Genomic DNA, 14,947 nt, shown 5'->3' with positions numbered 1-14,947 from the left:
ATTCTAACCGGCGTTGGCCAAGTCCGCGTAACGGTCGCAGTCCTGAGTGTGGTCCATGACCATGCCCGAAGCCTGCATGAAGGCGTAGCAAATGGTTGGCCCGACGAAGGTGAAACCGGCTTTTTTCAGGGCTTTGCTCATGGCTTCAGCCTCCGGTGTAATCGCCGGCACTTCGCTGCGGTCCTTGAAGTGATTGACCTTGGGCCTGCCGCCAACGAAGGACCAGAGCAACCCCACCGGGTCCTCCAGTGCCAGCCAGGCGGCGGCATTGCGCCGGGCGGCATTGAGTTTCAGGCGATTGCGCACGATGCCCGGATCCTGCATCAACGCTTCGATCTCTTCATCGGTAAGACGCGCCAACCGTTGTGCATCAAAACCAAACAAGACCTTTCGATAATGCTCGCGTTTGCGTAAAACGGTGATCCAGGAAAGGCCCGCCTGGAACCCTTCGAGCAAAAGCAACTCGAACAAACCCTGCGCATCGCGCAGCGGCGTTCCCCACTCCTGATCGTGATAAGCCATGTACAGCGGATCTTCAGAACACCAAAAGCAGCGTGGCATAAGGCTCCAGGGAGTGGTGGCGGGGCCGAATCGGGTATACTCCCGCTCTTTAAATCGCAGCCCAAGTAACAGGTGAATTTCGTGAGCCAGCCTACGCCAGCCGTGCGTACCTTCCAAGACTTGATCCTCGCCCTCCAGCAATACTGGGCCGAGCAAGGTTGTGTGGTACTTCAGCCCTACGATATGGAAGTAGGCGCCGGCACTTTCCACACCGCTACATTCCTGCGGGCCATCGGCCCGGAAACCTGGAACGCCGCTTATGTGCAGCCCAGTCGTCGCCCGACTGACGGCCGCTACGGCGAAAACCCGAACCGTCTGCAGCACTACTACCAGTTCCAGGTGGTACTGAAGCCGAACCCGGACAACTTCCAGGAACTGTACCTGGGCTCGCTCAAGCACGTGGGCCTGGACCCACTGGTCCACGATATCCGTTTCGTCGAAGACAACTGGGAATCGCCGACCCTGGGCGCCTGGGGCCTGGGCTGGGAAGTCTGGCTCAACGGCATGGAAGTCACTCAGTTCACGTACTTCCAGCAAGCGGGTGGCATCGAGTGCTACCCGGTGACCGGCGAAATCACCTACGGCCTTGAGCGCTTGGCCATGTACCTGCAAGGCGTGGACTCGGTCTACGACCTGGTATGGGCAGACGGCCCATTCGGCAAAGTCACCTATGGCGATGTGTTCCACCAGAACGAAGTGGAGCAGTCTACTTACAACTTCGAACACGCCAACGTCGACAAGCTGTTCGAACTGTTCGACTTTTATGAAAGCGAAGCCAAGCGCCTGATCGAACTGGACCAGCCGCTGCCGTTGCCAAGCTATGAAATGGTGTTGAAGGCGTCCCATACCTTCAACCTGCTGGATGCGCGCCGTGCCATCTCGGTAACCGCGCGCCAGCAATACATCCTGCGTGTACGCACCCTGGCGCGTTCCGTCGCCCAAGCCTACCTGCTGGCTCGCGCCAAGCTGGGCTTCCCGATGGCAACCCCGGACCTGCGTGATGAAGTGTTGGCTAAGCTGGAGGCTGCACAATGAGTGCTCAAGATTTCCTGGTTGAACTGGGCACCGAAGAGCTGCCACCCAAGGCACTGAACACCCTGGCCGACGCGTTCCTGGCCGGTATCGAAAAAGGCCTGCAGACTGCTGGCCTTAAGTTCGAAGCGAAGAAAGTCTACGCCGCGCCACGTCGCCTGGCCGTGTTACTGACCGCGCTGGAAACCCAGCAGCCGGACCGCAGCATCAACCTCGACGGCCCACCGCGCCAGGCGGCTTTCGACGCCGAAGGCAATCCGACTCAAGCCGCACTGGGCTTCGCCAAGAAGTGCGGCGTAGAGCTGAGCGAGATCGACCAGAGCGGCCCGAAACTGCGTTTCAGCCAGGTCATCACCGGCAAGCCGACCGCCAGCCTGTTGCCGACCATCGTCGAAGATTCGTTGAACGACCTACCGATCCCGAAGCGCATGCGCTGGGGTGCTCGCAAGGAAGAATTCGTACGTCCGACCCAGTGGCTGGTGATGTTGCTCGGTGACCAGGTCATCGACTGCACCATCCTCGCCCAGAAAGCCGGTCGTGATTCCCGTGGCCACCGCTTCCATCACCCGCAAGCTGTACGCATCACTTCGCCGGCCAACTACGCCGCCGACCTGCGTGCTGCTTACGTGCTGGCCGATGCCAACGAACGTCGCGAGCTGATCAGCAAACGCACCGAAGAGCTGGCTCGTCTTCAAGAAGGCACCGCCATCGTGCCGCCAAGCCTGCTCGACGAAGTGACCGCGCTGGTCGAATGGCCGGTGCCGCTGGTGTGCTCGTTCGAAGAACGTTTCCTCGACGTGCCGCAAGAAGCCCTCATCACCACCATGCAGGACAACCAGAAGTATTTCTGCCTGTTGGACGTGGACGGTAAGTTGCTGCCGCGCTTTATCACCGTGGCCAACATCGAAAGCAAGGACCCGCAGCAGATCATCGCCGGTAACGAGAAAGTCGTTCGTCCGCGCCTGACCGACGCCGAGTTCTTCTTCAAGCAAGACAAGAAGCAGAAGCTGGAAGAGTTCAACCTGCGCCTGCAGAACGTGGTGTTCCAGGAAAAACTCGGCAGCGTCTACGACAAGGCCGTACGGGTCTCCAAGCTGGCCGCCTACATTGCGCCACGCATTGGCGGTGATTCCGCCTGGGCTGCGCGTGCGGGCCTGCTGTCCAAGTGCGACCTGGCCACCGAGATGGTTGGCGAGTTCCCGGAGATGCAGGGTGTTGCCGGCTACTATTACGCCCTCAACGACGGCGAACCGGATGATGTGGCCCTGGCGCTGAACGAGCAGTACATGCCACGCGGTGCCGGTGCTGAGCTGCCAAGCACCTTGACCGGTGCAGCCGTGGCCATCGCCGACAAGCTGGATACCCTTGTGGGTATCTTCGGTATCGGCATGTTGCCCACCGGCAGCAAAGACCCGTACGCCCTGCGCCGTGCGGCCCTGGGCGTGCTGCGTATCCTGATCGACAAGAAGCTGGACCTCGACCTGACCCAGGCCGTGGTATTCGCTGTCGGCCAGTTTGGCGCCAAGGTCAAGCAAGCCGGCCTGGCCGAGCAAGTGCTGGAGTTCGTGTTCGACCGCCTGCGTGCGCGTTATGAAGACGAGGGCGTGGACGTGTCGGTGTACCTGTCGGTACGTGCCCTGCAGCCGGGTTCTGCGCTGGACTTCGACCAGCGCGTACAAGCCGTGCAGGCCTTCCGCAAATTGCCGGAAGCCGACGCCCTGGCCGCCGTGAACAAGCGCGTGTCGAACCTGCTGAGCAAGGCCGAAGGCCTGGGCAATGCCGACGTCGACCCTGGCCTGTTCGCCGACGCCAAGGAGTTCTCGCTGAACTCGGCCATCGCCAAGGCTGAAAACGCGGTGAAGCCGCTGATCGCTGAGCGTAACTACGCTGAAGCATTGGCGCGCCTGGCGACCTTGCGCGAGCCGGTGGATGCGTTCTTTGAAGCGGTGATGATCAATGCCGACGATGCCGGCGTGCGGAAAAACCGCTACGCCATGCTGGCGCGTCTACGCGGTTTGTTCGTCAATATCGCTGACATTTCGACGCTGAGCTGACCATGTTGAAACTGCTGATTCTCGATCGGGACGGGGTGATCAATTACGACTCCGACGCTTACATCAAGTCGGTGGCGGAATGGATTCCACTGCCCGGCTCGATCGAGGCCATCGCGCAGTTGAGCAAAGCCGGCTGGACGGTGGCCATCGCCACCAACCAGTCCGGTATCGCCCGTGGTTACTACGACCTCGTCACCCTGGACGCCATGCACGCGCGCTTGCGCACATTGGTGGCCGAACAGGGCGGTGAGGTGGGGTTGGTGGTGTACTGCCCCCACGGTCCGGATGAGGGCTGCGATTGCCGCAAACCCAAGCCTGGCATGTTGAAAACCATTGCAGAACATTACAAGGTGCCCTTGGCTGGGATATGGTTCGTCGGGGACAGCCTCGGTGACCTGGAGGCGGCCAAAGCCGTCGACTCTCAGCCAGTTTTGGTTAAGACCGGAAAAGGCGAAAAGACCCTGGCGAAAAACCTGCCGGTAGGCACCTTGATTTTTGACGATCTAGCGGCCGTTGCCGCAGAACTTATCAACAACTAGCCGCCCTCGACTTCCTGAACAAGGATTGCTCGGGAGTGCGCTTTTAGCAGGCGGGCATTGTCCCGCAACGGTAAATGCCGCCATGTCGATCTTGCAGGCCATCAGAACCTTTTTCTTTTACCTGCTGCTGGGCACCAGTTCGTTTCTCTGGTGCACCCTGAGCTTTTTTATTGCGCCCTTCCTGCCGTTCAAGACGCGCTATCGCTTTATCAACGTTTATTGGTGTCGCTGCGCGTTGTGGCTGACCAAGGTGTTCCTGAACATCCGTTTCGAGGTCAAAGGTGCTGAAAATGTGCCGGACCAGCCCTGTGTGATTCTGTCGAACCATCAGAGCACCTGGGAGACGTTCTTTCTCTCGGCGTATTTCTCGCCGTTGAGCCAAGTGCTCAAGCGCGAGTTGCTGTATGTGCCGTTCTTCGGCTGGGCCATGGCCATGTTGCGTCCGATCGCCATCGACCGTGATAACCCCAAGGCCGCGCTCAAGCACGTGGCCAAGAAGGGCGACGAGCTGCTCAAGGATGGTGTTTGGGTGCTGATCTTTCCGGAAGGTACACGTGTGCCCTACGGCACGGTAGGCAAGTTCTCACGCGGTGGTACAGCGTTGGCGGTCAATGCGCACCTACCGGTGCTCCCGATTGCGCATAACGCAGGTAAGTTCTGGCCGAAGACGGGCTGGGCCAAGCGCGAAGGCACCATCACCGTGGTAATCGGGGAACCTATGTACGCCGACGGTGAAGGACCACGTGCCATTGCAGCGCTGAATGACCGTGCCCAGGCATGGAATGAAGCACAACAAAGAGCCATGGGTTCGCTGCCGCCGAAGCCTGTTGTGGTCGATACACCGGCCATCTGAACATCTGTGGATAACCTGTGTACGGTTTGTTGGCGAATCGCCTTTTTTACCTTATAAGTTACTGATTTAACTGCATATTTCCCAAACTCATAAAATCGCGGAAAAGGTGCATAAGTTTTTTCCGCATAAAAAAACCGGTCCTTGCGACCGGTTTTTTATGCACAGCGGAAAAGTACGTTTTTTAGTCTTCCAACAACGGCAGTTGAAGGCTGAATGTGGTGCCCTTACCCGCCACGCTTTCGCAACTGATGCGCCCGCCGTGGCGCTCAACCACGGCCTTGACCATCGTCAATCCCAACCCAAGGCCTTCGCTGCCCTGAGCTGAATCGAAGCGACGGTATTGGCTGAACAGCTCAGGCAAGTCCTCTGCGGCAATCCCAGGGCCCTGGTCGCTGATACGACATTCCAACCAGCCTTGCTCGCTACTATGCCCCAACCTGACAGTCGTCCCGGCAGGCGAGTACTTGATCGCGTTTTCCAGCACGTTAAACAATGCACGGGTGAGCATCGACTGATCAGCCGAGACCATACCTTCGTCAGCTTCATCCAAGTCGTGGACCAAATGAATCCCCTTAAGCTGGGCAATCAGAGCCACTTGGTCAAAGGCATCCATGACCAACATGGCGAACAGCGTCTGCTGGAACTGGTAACCATCAGCCTCAGCCTTCGCCAGTTGCACAAAAGACTCGGTGAGGCCCAGGGCACGGCGAACCTGCTGTTCGATCTGGGCAAAGACCGCAGACTCGCCGTTGTGCACATCCAGCAGCGCAAGGATCGCTGAATGGGGTGCGCGCAGGTCGTGAGAGAGGAACCGCAACATGGTCTCGCGGTGTTGCTGGGCTTCGCGCTCCTTACTCAGATCCGTCAGGCTGAGCAGCCAACCGAGGGCGACATCGCCTTCAGCGGGCAGCAAGGGCGCAAGCTCCATTCGCAGGCTGCGTTGGTGGATGTCCCGGAATTCCACAAGATCCAGTACTGAGAGGGCAGGGCGCACGCCGTTGTGCAGCGGCGGGTAGCCCAGATCGGCCAACTGCTCCAGCAGGTTATAGGTAACCAACTCATTACCGAATACTTCCCGTGCAATGCGGTTGGCCAGCAGAATATTGCCACTTGTGTCGGTAATCAGCGTAGCCACTGGCAGGCACTCCAGGCCATCGGCCATAAAGCGCCGTGTGTCACGGGTACGGCTTACGGCTTGCTCCAGGGCAAAGATACGTGCCTGGAGCACGTCGCCCTTGCTGGCGGGTGCACGGCGGCGTTCGGGCAGGACTTTGGGTTCGTTGTCCAGACGTGCCAGTTCCCAGCCGAAGTAGGCGAGGATCACACTGAGACGGCGCCAGTTCCAGATCAGATAACTGAGCAGCAAGCCGATCAGGCAGGCCGCAGGTGACCACCAGTGACCCAAGCGCAGCAACGCCAACGAACCGAGCAACGCAACGGCCATGCAGCCAAGGGTCATCCACAACGCGTAGCGCGGACGATAGAGCAACAGACCCAGTAGTAACGCCACCAGCGAGGTTGCCATCAAGGCCGCGAGCCAGCTTGGCAAATCAACGATGCTGCGACCTTGTAGCAAACCATTGAGCACGTTGGCCTGTATCTCCAAACCCGCTGTGGTGCCAACCGTGGAAGACAGAGGCGTGACGAAACGTTCGCCCATGCCTGAAGCCGTCGAGCCGACTAGAATCAAGCGGTTACGTAGCAGCTCGGGAGCGACTTCACCACGTAGGACGCTGACATAGGACACACTGGAGAAATGCGTGTGTGACGCGATAAAGGGGATACGAATGGCATGTTCGCGATGCCAATGCGGTGTGACCGATGGCAGAGGTACACCCGGCATCTCAGACAGCCCGCCACTCATTTCATAGCCCAACCAAGCCAATTGCGGCGCCATGGTATCGGCCGGGCCCTCTCGCAGGTAGAGGCTGCGGACCACGCCATCGCTGTCCGCTTCAACATTGATGTGGCCCACGCCTTTGGCGCATTTGAGCAGCGGCATCATTTGTGCGTCCGGTTGGCTGTAATTCGCAGCACCTTCACGCACCAGAGGCAGAAAAACATTGCCAGCGTTGCAGACCGCCTCGGCCAAGCGTTTGTCATTGATGGGGTCACCGGGCTCACTGGAGATCACATCGAACAGAATGCCCGTGGGTTGTGCGGCGCTCAGGCGGTCGATCAGGTCGGCATGCAAGCTGCGTGGCCAAGGCCAACGGCCAAGCTTTTTCAGGCTGGAGTCATCTATCGTCACCAGCAGGATGCGTGGATCGACTGGCAGTGGTGTGAGGCGACGCAGGCTGTCGTACAGCGGATGGTTCAAGGCCAGACCCGTGCTCAGCGACAGGTAGGCGGTGATAGGCAGCAGCAGCAGACCTATCCACAACCACTCGCGCACCAAGCCGTGGAACAGGCGCTGAGCATGGGTGGGTTGACGTTTTTCGGTTTTGCCCCAGAGCATCATTGGTCAGCATACCTGGGCAGTGGGTGGGTAGTAGAAGATGTCATAGACCCGGTTACTTCCTCAATGCCATTTTCGTCGAAGGCCGACAGGCCGAGGCATTGAGCCCAGTGAAGCTTATTTTCGGCGTGCTGGAAAAGTTTTCCGGCTTGATGATCATAAAGGCTTTCTCAGTGCATACCCTCCTGATCAATACCGCACGGGAGTTTATGGCAACGCATGCGTCAGCTCATCCTTTTCCTTAGGGTCAGGAGCCGGTATCTTTCCCACAGTGGTATCGAGGACTTTCAATGGGTTAACCGCTCATTGATCCCAGCGTATAGAGAGATCCGAGGGGTCGATAAATCTGCGCACAATTCTTCAGATTCAACGACCGGCCGACGGCTGCCGTACTTTTCTAATGAAGGACCCACCCATGCGTGTCGCAATACTGGATGACGAACCCGCCGAACTGCGCCGGGTGGAACAGACACTGCGACAAATCCCGAGCACCGCCGAACAGCCCTGGACCCTGCATTGCTTCGAACGCGGTGAAGACCTGCTGCGCCAACTGCGCCGGGAAACCTTCGACTTGCTGATACTTGACTGGCAACTGCCAGATATCAGCGGCATCGCATTGTTGCGCTGGGCCCGCGAACACATGGAATCCCCACCGGCCGTCATCATGCTCACCAGCCGTGATGCCGAGAGCGACATCGTCACCGCGCTCAACAGTGGCGCGGATGATTACGTCAGCAAACCTTTTCGTCCAAATGAATTAAAGGCACGGGTCACTGCGGTGCTGCGTCGGCATGGCCTTCAGAAATCCGCCAACCATGAAGTGCAGAGTTTCAATGACTTGACCTTTGATGATGCAGAGCTGACCGTGACCCGCGCAGGAAAGCCAATCAACCTCACGGAACGTGAGTACCGTCTGGCTAGTTGCCTTTTTGCCAACCTCGCGCGGCCACTGTCTCGCGAGTACCTCTACGAGCGATTCTGGACCCATGAAGAAATGGTGTCGTCGCGGCCGCTGGATACACATATCTACCGGCTAAGAAACAAACTGGGTCTGACCGCGGATCGGGGTTGGCAGTTGTTGACCATCTATGGGTATGGCTACCGGTTGGAGAGTGTGGCGTCCGCTTCTGAAGGCTAATACATTGATGTTCCACGTGGAGCATTTTTAAAATCACGATTTTCTACCCATAAAAAAGGCCAACGTTTAAGCGTTGGCCTTTTTGGGTTGGCGGGCTTAACCAGGATCAGAAGTCCAAGTTGGAAACCGCCAGGGCATTGCTCTCGATGAAGTCACGACGAGGCTCAACCGCATCACCCATCAGGGTGTTGAAGATCTGGTCCGCGCCAATGGCGTCTTCGATGGTCACACGCAGCATGCGACGCTGTGCTGGGTCCATAGTGGTTTCCCACAACTGATCCGGGTTCATTTCACCCAGACCTTTGTATCGCTGGATGGTGTGCCGCTTGGTGCTTTCCGCCATCAACCAGTCGAGGGCTTCCTTGAACTCCTTGACCTGCTTCTTGCGTTCGCCACGCTGAATATAAGCGCCGTCGTCCAACAAGGTGCTCAGTTGCGCCCCCAGAGTGACCACGGTCTTGTAGTCATTGCTGCCGAAGAAATCACGGTTGAAGGTAACGTAGTTCGACAAGCCGTGAGAGATCAGTTCGACCTCTGGCAGCCACACATTACGTTCACGGTCTTCACGCAGGCTGGCTTTGTACACCAGGCCAGACTTCTCGACGGTACGCAGGCGCACCTCGTATTGAGCCAGCCAATCCTGCATCGCTGCGTGGTCGCCCAGCTGCTCCAGGCTGACGGCCGGCAGGTAGATGAAGTGCTCGGTCAGCTCCTGAGGGTACAGGCGCGACAGACGCTTGAGGGTCTTCATCACCATGCGGAAGTCGTTTACCAGACGCTCCAGCGACTCACCAGAAATACCCGGTGCTTCGTCATTCAAGTGCAGGCTGGCATCTTCCAGGGCCGACTGCGTCATGTATTCTTCCATGGCGTCGTCGTCTTTGATGTATTGCTCCTGCTTGCCTTTTTTCACTTTGTACAAAGGCGGCTGAGCGATGTAGATGTAGCCACGCTCGATCAGCTCCGGCAATTGACGGAAGAAGAAGGTCAGCAGCAGGGTGCGGATGTGCGAACCGTCGACGTCAGCATCGGTCATGATGATGATGTTGTGGTAGCGCAGCTTATCGATGTTGTACTCGTCACGACCGATACCGCAGCCCAACGCCGTGATCAAGGTGCCGACTTCCTGGGAGGAAATCATCTTGTCGAAGCGGGCTTTCTCGACGTTGAGGATCTTACCTTTCAACGGCAGAATGGCCTGGGTGCGACGGTTACGACCCTGCTTGGCGGAACCGCCAGCAGAGTCACCTTCCACCAGGTACAGTTCGGAGAGGGCAGGGTCCTTCTCTTGGCAGTCAGCCAGTTTGCCTGGCAGGCCGGCGATATCCAACGCGCCTTTACGGCGAGTCATCTCACGGGCCTTACGCGCCGCTTCACGGGCACGCGCAGCGTCAATCATCTTGCCGACGACCAACTTGGCTTCGTTCGGGTTCTCCAGCAGGAAGTCGGAGAAGTACTTGCCCATCTCCTGTTCCACTGCAGTCTTCACTTCGGAAGACACCAGCTTGTCTTTGGTCTGGGAGCTGAACTTCGGATCCGGTACTTTCACCGAGATAATCGCTGTCAGGCCTTCGCGTGCATCGTCACCGGTAGTGGCGACTTTATGTTTTTTGGCCAGGCCTTCGGCTTCGATGTAGGTGTTCAGGTTACGCGTCAGTGCGGAACGGAAACCCACCAAGTGAGTACCGCCGTCGCGCTGAGGAATGTTGTTGGTGAAGCACAGCAGGTTTTCGTTGAAGCTGTCGTTCCACTGCAGGGCGATTTCCACGCCGATGCCGTCTTCACGCTGGATGTTGAAGTGGAACACCTGGTTTACCGCAGTCTTGTTGGTGTTCAGGTATTCAACGAACGCACGCAGGCCGCCTTCGTACTTGAACAGCTCTTCCTTGCCGCTACGCTCGTCCTTGAGGACGATACCTACACCAGAGTTCAGGAAGGACAGTTCACGAATCCGCTTGGCCAGTATGTCCCAGCTGAAGTGGATATTCTTGAAGGTTTCAGCCGATGGCTTGAAGTGGATCTGCGTACCGGTGGTTTCACTGTCGCCGACGATTTTCATCGGCTCTTTTGGAACACCGTGGACGTAGGTCTGCTCCCAGATCTTGCCACTGCGGCGCACCGTCAGGATCAGCTCTTCGGAAAGAGCGTTCACTACCGAAACCCCCACACCGTGCAAACCGCCGGAGACTTTATAGGAGTTGTCGTCGAACTTACCGCCGGCGTGGAGCACGGTCATGATGACCTCTGCTGCCGAAACCCCTTCTTCTTTGTGTACGTCTACCGGAATGCCGCGACCATTGTCACGCACGGTAATCGATTCGTCCGGGTGGATAATGATACTGATGTCGTCGCAGTGACCGGCCAGGGCTTCGTCGATGGAGTTGTCGACCACCTCGAACACCATGTGGTGCAGACCGCTACCGTCATCAGTGTCGCCAATGTACATACCGGGACGTTTGCGTACGGCATCCAAACCTTTCAGCACTTTAATGCTGGTCGAGTCGTACGTGTTTTCTTCGCTCATGCCTTCACTCCCGATGGTCGTGGGTCTGGGTGATACGGCCTTGTTCCACGTGGAACAAAGCGACTGGCGTTTCCGTCTGCCAGCCTTCCCTCAATAATTCGTGGTCTACACAGGTGATAAATACCTGGCAGCGTAATTCTTCCAACAAGCGGCATAGCGCGCGGCGGTGTTGCTCATCGAGCTCCGACGGCAAGTCATCCACCAGATAAATACACTGCCCACGCCGAGCCTGGCTAACCAGATGGCCCTGGGCGATCCGCAATGCACACACCACCAACTTCTGCTGCCCACGGGACAAGATGTCCGCGGCATTGTGAGCACCTAATCTAAGACGCAAATCAGCCCGTTGAGGGCCAGCCTGGGTATGGCCAATTTGCTGATCCCGCTGCAAGGACGTCGCGAGTACAGCACTCAGCTCACGTTCTTTGTCCCAACCACGGTAGTAACTCAGCGTCAGCCCCTCGAGATCCAGTAACTCACTCAAGGTCTGTTCAAAGACTGGTTTCAAGGCTTTGATATAGGCACGGCGGTATTCATCTATTTCGTCGCTGGCCAGGCACAGTTCACGGTCCCAGGCCGCTTGCGAAGCGGCGTCAAGTGTACCATGCCGCAGCCATGAGTTCCGCTGCCGCAGGGCCTTCTGCAGGCGCTGCCAAGTGGCCATGAAACGCGGTTCCACGTGGAACACTCCCCAATCGAGGAATTGCCTGCGGATCTTTGGCGCGCCTTCCAACAGGCGGAAACTGTCGGGGTTGATCAATTGCAGCGGCAGGATCTCAGCCAACTGCGCAGCACTGCGTGCGTTTTGCCCGTCAATGCGAATCTGGAACTCGCCGCCGCGATCACGGGATATTCCCAGGCTGCTGTGCCCACCTTCAGCGAGTTCGACCTGGCCAAACACGGTGCACGCCAATTGCTCGTACTGGATAACCGGCAACAACCGAGCACTGCGAAAGGAACGAGCGAGCCCTAGCAGGTGAATGGCTTCCAGCACGCTGGTTTTGCCACTGCCATTGGCGCCGTGGAGGATATTGATGCGGGGGGAGGGGGAGAAGGTCACCGGGTGCAGATTGCGCACCGCGGTGACCGAGACACGACTGAGGGACATCTAGCTTCTGCTGAGCATGATTACAGGCGCATCGGCATGACAACGTACGCCGAGTCGTCGTTGTCGGATTCCTGTACCAGAGCGCTGCTGTTGGAGTCCGACAGAATCAGGCGAACCTGTTCAGTGGTCATCACACCCAGAACGTCCAACAGGTAGCTCACGTTGAAGCCAATCTCCAGGGAGCCGCCGTTGTAGTCGACGCCCACTTCTTCTTCCGCTTCTTCCTGCTCAGGGTTATTCGCCTGGATTTTCAGCTGACCATTGGCCAGTTGCAGACGAATGCCACGGTACTTCTCGTTGGACAGAATCGCGGTGCGGCTGAATGCTTCACGCAGGGCCTGACGATCACCCAGTACCAGCTTGTCGCCACCTTTAGGCAGCACGCGCTCGTAATCCGGGAACTTGCCGTCAACCAGCTTGGAGGTGAAGGTGAACTCACCGGTAGTGGCACGAATGTGGTGTTGACCTAACACGATGCTGACGTTGCCTTCCGGCTCGGTGAGCAGACGTGCCAGTTCAAGGATACCTTTGCGCGGCACGATTACCTGGTGACGGTCGGGCTGGCCGATATCGGCGCGCATCGAGCACATCGCCAGACGGTGACCGTCAGTAGCCACGGCGCGGATGATGCCTTCAGACACTTCCAGCAGCATGCCATTGAGGTAGTAACGTACGTCCTGCTGGGCCATGGCGAAGCTGGTGCGTTCGATCAAACGGCGCAGCTTGCTCTGCTCAAGGCTGCAGGTCAGCGAACCCGGGCCTTCTTCCACAGTAGGGAAATCATTAGCAGGCAAGGTGGACAGGGTAAAGCGGCTGCGACCGGCCTTGACGACCAACTTAGCCTCATCAACCTTGATGTCGATGAGCGCGTCGTTCGGCAGGCTTTTGCAGATGTCCATCAATTTGCGCGCTGGCACAGTGATCTCGCCTGGCTCAGCAGGTTCTTCCAGCGCCACACGGCCGACCAGCTCGACTTCCAGGTCGGTACCGGTCAAGGACAATTGCTGGCCTTCGACTACCAGCAATACGTTGGAAAGCACCGGCAAGGTCTGTCGGCGCTCGACGACGCCTGCGACCAGTTGCAGGGGTTTCAACAGGGCTTCGCGTTGAATGGTGAAATGCATGGTCTAGTCCCTTGCCTTAATAAGCTGCGCTGGTGTCATCAAGTTGTCAGTGTACGCAGCAGGTTCTTGTAGTCCTCGCGAATATCCGCGTCGGATTCCTTAAGTTCGTTGATCTTGCGACAGGCGTGCAAGACCGTGGTGTGGTCGCGTCCGCCAAACACATCACCGATTTCCGGCAGGCTGTGGTTGGTCAGCTCCTTGGAGAGCGCCATGGCCACCTGACGAGGACGTGCCACCGAGCGCGAACGGCGCTTGGACAGCAGGTCGGAAATCTTGATCTTGTAGTACTCGGCCACGGTGCGCTGGATGTTATCCACACTCACCAGTTTGTCCTGCAGTGCCAGCAAGTCTTTGAGGGATTCGCGGATCAGCTCGATGGTGATGTCGCGGCCCATGAAGTGCGAATGCGCAATGACCCGCTTGAGTGCGCCTTCCAGCTCACGCACGTTGGAGCGGATACGCTGGGCGATGAAGAACGCTGCATCGTGCGGCAAATCGACTTTGGCCTGGTCGGCCTTTTTCATCAGGATCGCGACCCGGGTTTCCAGCTCTGGCGGCTCTACCGCAACGGTCAGGCCCCAGCCAAAGCGCGATTTCAGACGTTCTTCCAGGCCTTCGATTTCTTTCGGGTAACGGTCACTGGTCAAGATGACCTGCTGGCCACCTTCAAGCAGCGCATTGAACGTGTGGAAGAACTCTTCCTGGGAACGCTCTTTGCGGGCAAAGAATTGAATGTCATCGATCAACAACGCATCTACCGAGCGGTAGAACCGCTTGAACTCGTTGATGGCGTTAAGCTGCAAGGCCTTGACCATGTCAGCCACGAAGCGCTCCGAGTGCAGGTATACGACCTTGGCATTCGGGTTCTTCTTTAATAGGTGGTTACCCACGGCGTGCATCAAGTGAGTCTTACCCAAGCCAACACCGCCATAAAGGAAGAGCGGGTTGTAACCGTGCTTGGGGTTATCGGCGACCTGCCAGGCGGCCGCGCGAGCCAGCTGGTTGGATTTACCTTCAACAAAATTCTCGAAGGTAAAAGTGCGATTCAGGTAGCTGGTGTGCTTGAGCGCGCCTTCGACCTGCACGGTGCGCTGTTCGGCTCGGACCGGAGCTTGCTGGGAGGCAGCGCCCGCCATCGGGTCAAAACTGTCGCGGGACGGCTCTTCATTCTCTGGTGCATTTTTTTGCGCAGAGGATTTGGAGGGCGCTGGTGCAGGCGCGGGCGTACTGACAGCCGGTGCTGCCGCAGCCTGAGCTTGCGAGGCAGCCGCGGCCAATGGCGCATTCGGCGCAGCGCGAGGCGCCGAGCTACGTTTGCTGCCTATTAATAAGGAGAGCACGGGTGCGAGGCCGTTGCCATGTTCATCGAGCAATTCGAGAACGCGGCTCAGGTATTTCTCGTTGACCCAGTCGAGAACAAAACGATTGGGCGCGTAGACACGCAACTCGTCGCCTTCGGCTTCGACCTGTAGCGGACGGATCCAGGTGTTGAATTGCTGGGCAGGCAGCTCTTCGCGCAAAAGCTCTACGCACTGCTGCCAAAGTTCCACTGACAC

11 protein-coding genes are annotated in these 14,947 nt (G+C 57.9%); 5 read left to right on the top strand and 6 right to left on the bottom strand.

Going from position 1 to position 14,947, the window contains the following annotated elements; translation table 11 throughout:
* Positions 1-3 precede the first annotated feature (3 nt).
* Positions 4-561, bottom strand: coding sequence for a DNA-3-methyladenine glycosylase I (tag, locus tag LVW35_RS00055; RefSeq protein ID WP_233893085.1), 558 nt, complete (start codon positions 559-561; stop codon positions 4-6).
* An 81-nt stretch (positions 562-642) separates the two neighbouring features.
* Between tag and glyQ the strand changes: the two genes are divergently transcribed.
* From glyQ to LVW35_RS00035, 4 genes are all read left to right on the top strand, one after another.
* The gene (gene glyQ / locus LVW35_RS00050) at positions 643-1,596 is read left to right on the top strand and encodes a glycine--tRNA ligase subunit alpha (protein ID WP_003187265.1); all 954 of its coding nucleotides are present in this window, start codon (positions 643-645) and stop codon (positions 1,594-1,596) included.
* Positions 1,593-3,647, top strand: a complete 2,055-nt coding sequence (gene glyS / locus LVW35_RS00045) for a glycine--tRNA ligase subunit beta (RefSeq protein WP_233893084.1) — start codon at positions 1,593-1,595, stop codon at positions 3,645-3,647. Before glyQ ends, glyS begins: the two co-directional genes overlap by 4 nt.
* A gap of 2 nt (positions 3,648-3,649) precedes the next feature.
* A complete protein-coding gene (gmhB, locus tag LVW35_RS00040; protein ID WP_233893082.1) occupies positions 3,650-4,186 on the top strand; it encodes a D-glycero-beta-D-manno-heptose 1,7-bisphosphate 7-phosphatase in 537 nt (178 codons plus the stop codon).
* An 82-nt stretch (positions 4,187-4,268) separates the two neighbouring features.
* Entirely contained in the window at positions 4,269-5,039 is a 771-nt protein-coding gene (locus LVW35_RS00035) for a lysophospholipid acyltransferase family protein (protein ID WP_233893081.1), read from the top strand.
* 181 nt (positions 5,040-5,220) lie between these two features.
* On the opposite strand, the gene LVW35_RS00030 is transcribed toward LVW35_RS00035, so the two are convergent.
* Positions 5,221-7,500 (bottom strand): CHASE2 and HATPase_c domain-containing protein, encoded by a 2,280-nt coding sequence (locus tag LVW35_RS00030; RefSeq protein WP_233893079.1) that lies wholly within the window; start codon positions 7,498-7,500, stop codon positions 5,221-5,223.
* A 412-nt stretch (positions 7,501-7,912) separates the two neighbouring features.
* On the opposite strand from LVW35_RS00030, the gene LVW35_RS00025 reads away from it, so the two are divergent.
* The gene (locus LVW35_RS00025) at positions 7,913-8,635 is read left to right on the top strand and encodes a response regulator transcription factor (protein ID WP_233893078.1); all 723 of its coding nucleotides are present in this window, start codon (positions 7,913-7,915) and stop codon (positions 8,633-8,635) included.
* Positions 8,636-8,741: 106 nt separating this feature from the next.
* Here LVW35_RS00025 and gyrB read toward each other — a convergent pair whose 3' ends face one another.
* The 4 genes from gyrB to dnaA are packed head-to-tail and all read right to left on the bottom strand — an operon-like array spanning position 8,742 to position 14,947.
* On the bottom strand, positions 8,742-11,159 hold the full coding sequence (gyrB, locus tag LVW35_RS00020; RefSeq protein ID WP_010207722.1) for a DNA topoisomerase (ATP-hydrolyzing) subunit B: 2,418 nt from the start codon (positions 11,157-11,159) through the stop codon (positions 8,742-8,744).
* Positions 11,160-11,163: 4 nt separating this feature from the next.
* On the bottom strand, positions 11,164-12,267 hold the full coding sequence (gene recF, locus LVW35_RS00015; protein ID WP_012721452.1) for a DNA replication/repair protein RecF: 1,104 nt from the start codon (positions 12,265-12,267) through the stop codon (positions 11,164-11,166).
* 20 nt (positions 12,268-12,287) lie between these two features.
* Positions 12,288-13,391, bottom strand: a complete 1,104-nt coding sequence (dnaN, locus tag LVW35_RS00010; protein ID WP_233893077.1) for a DNA polymerase III subunit beta — start codon at positions 13,389-13,391, stop codon at positions 12,288-12,290.
* A 38-nt stretch (positions 13,392-13,429) separates the two neighbouring features.
* On the bottom strand, positions 13,430-14,947 hold the full coding sequence (gene dnaA / locus LVW35_RS00005; protein ID WP_233893076.1) for a chromosomal replication initiator protein DnaA: 1,518 nt from the start codon (positions 14,945-14,947) through the stop codon (positions 13,430-13,432).

Source organism: Pseudomonas sp. HN11 (assembly GCF_021390155.1).
In the GTDB taxonomy this organism is placed as follows: domain Bacteria; phylum Pseudomonadota; class Gammaproteobacteria; order Pseudomonadales; family Pseudomonadaceae; genus Aquipseudomonas.
Note: the sequence above shows the minus strand (reverse complement) of the source record. Positions and strands in the feature narration are given on the sequence as shown.

Bases quoted from the DNA above. Each gene is read 5' to 3' on its own strand.
- tag (WP_233893085.1), bottom strand. From the start codon at position 561: ATGCCACGCTGCTTTTGGTGTTCTGAAGATCCGCTGTACATGGCTTAT.
- glyS (WP_233893084.1), top strand. From the start codon at position 1,593: ATGAGTGCTCAAGATTTCCTGGTTGAACTGGGCACCGAAGAGCTGCCA.
- gmhB (WP_233893082.1), top strand. From the start codon at position 3,650: ATGTTGAAACTGCTGATTCTCGATCGGGACGGGGTGATCAATTACGAC.
- LVW35_RS00035 (WP_233893081.1), top strand. From the start codon at position 4,269: ATGTCGATCTTGCAGGCCATCAGAACCTTTTTCTTTTACCTGCTGCTG.
- LVW35_RS00030 (WP_233893079.1), bottom strand. From the start codon at position 7,500: ATGATGCTCTGGGGCAAAACCGAAAAACGTCAACCCACCCATGCTCAG.
- LVW35_RS00025 (WP_233893078.1), top strand. From the start codon at position 7,913: ATGCGTGTCGCAATACTGGATGACGAACCCGCCGAACTGCGCCGGGTG.
- gyrB (WP_010207722.1), bottom strand. From the start codon at position 11,159: ATGAGCGAAGAAAACACGTACGACTCGACCAGCATTAAAGTGCTGAAA.
- recF (WP_012721452.1), bottom strand. From the start codon at position 12,267: ATGTCCCTCAGTCGTGTCTCGGTCACCGCGGTGCGCAATCTGCACCCG.
- dnaN (WP_233893077.1), bottom strand. From the start codon at position 13,391: ATGCATTTCACCATTCAACGCGAAGCCCTGTTGAAACCCCTGCAACTG.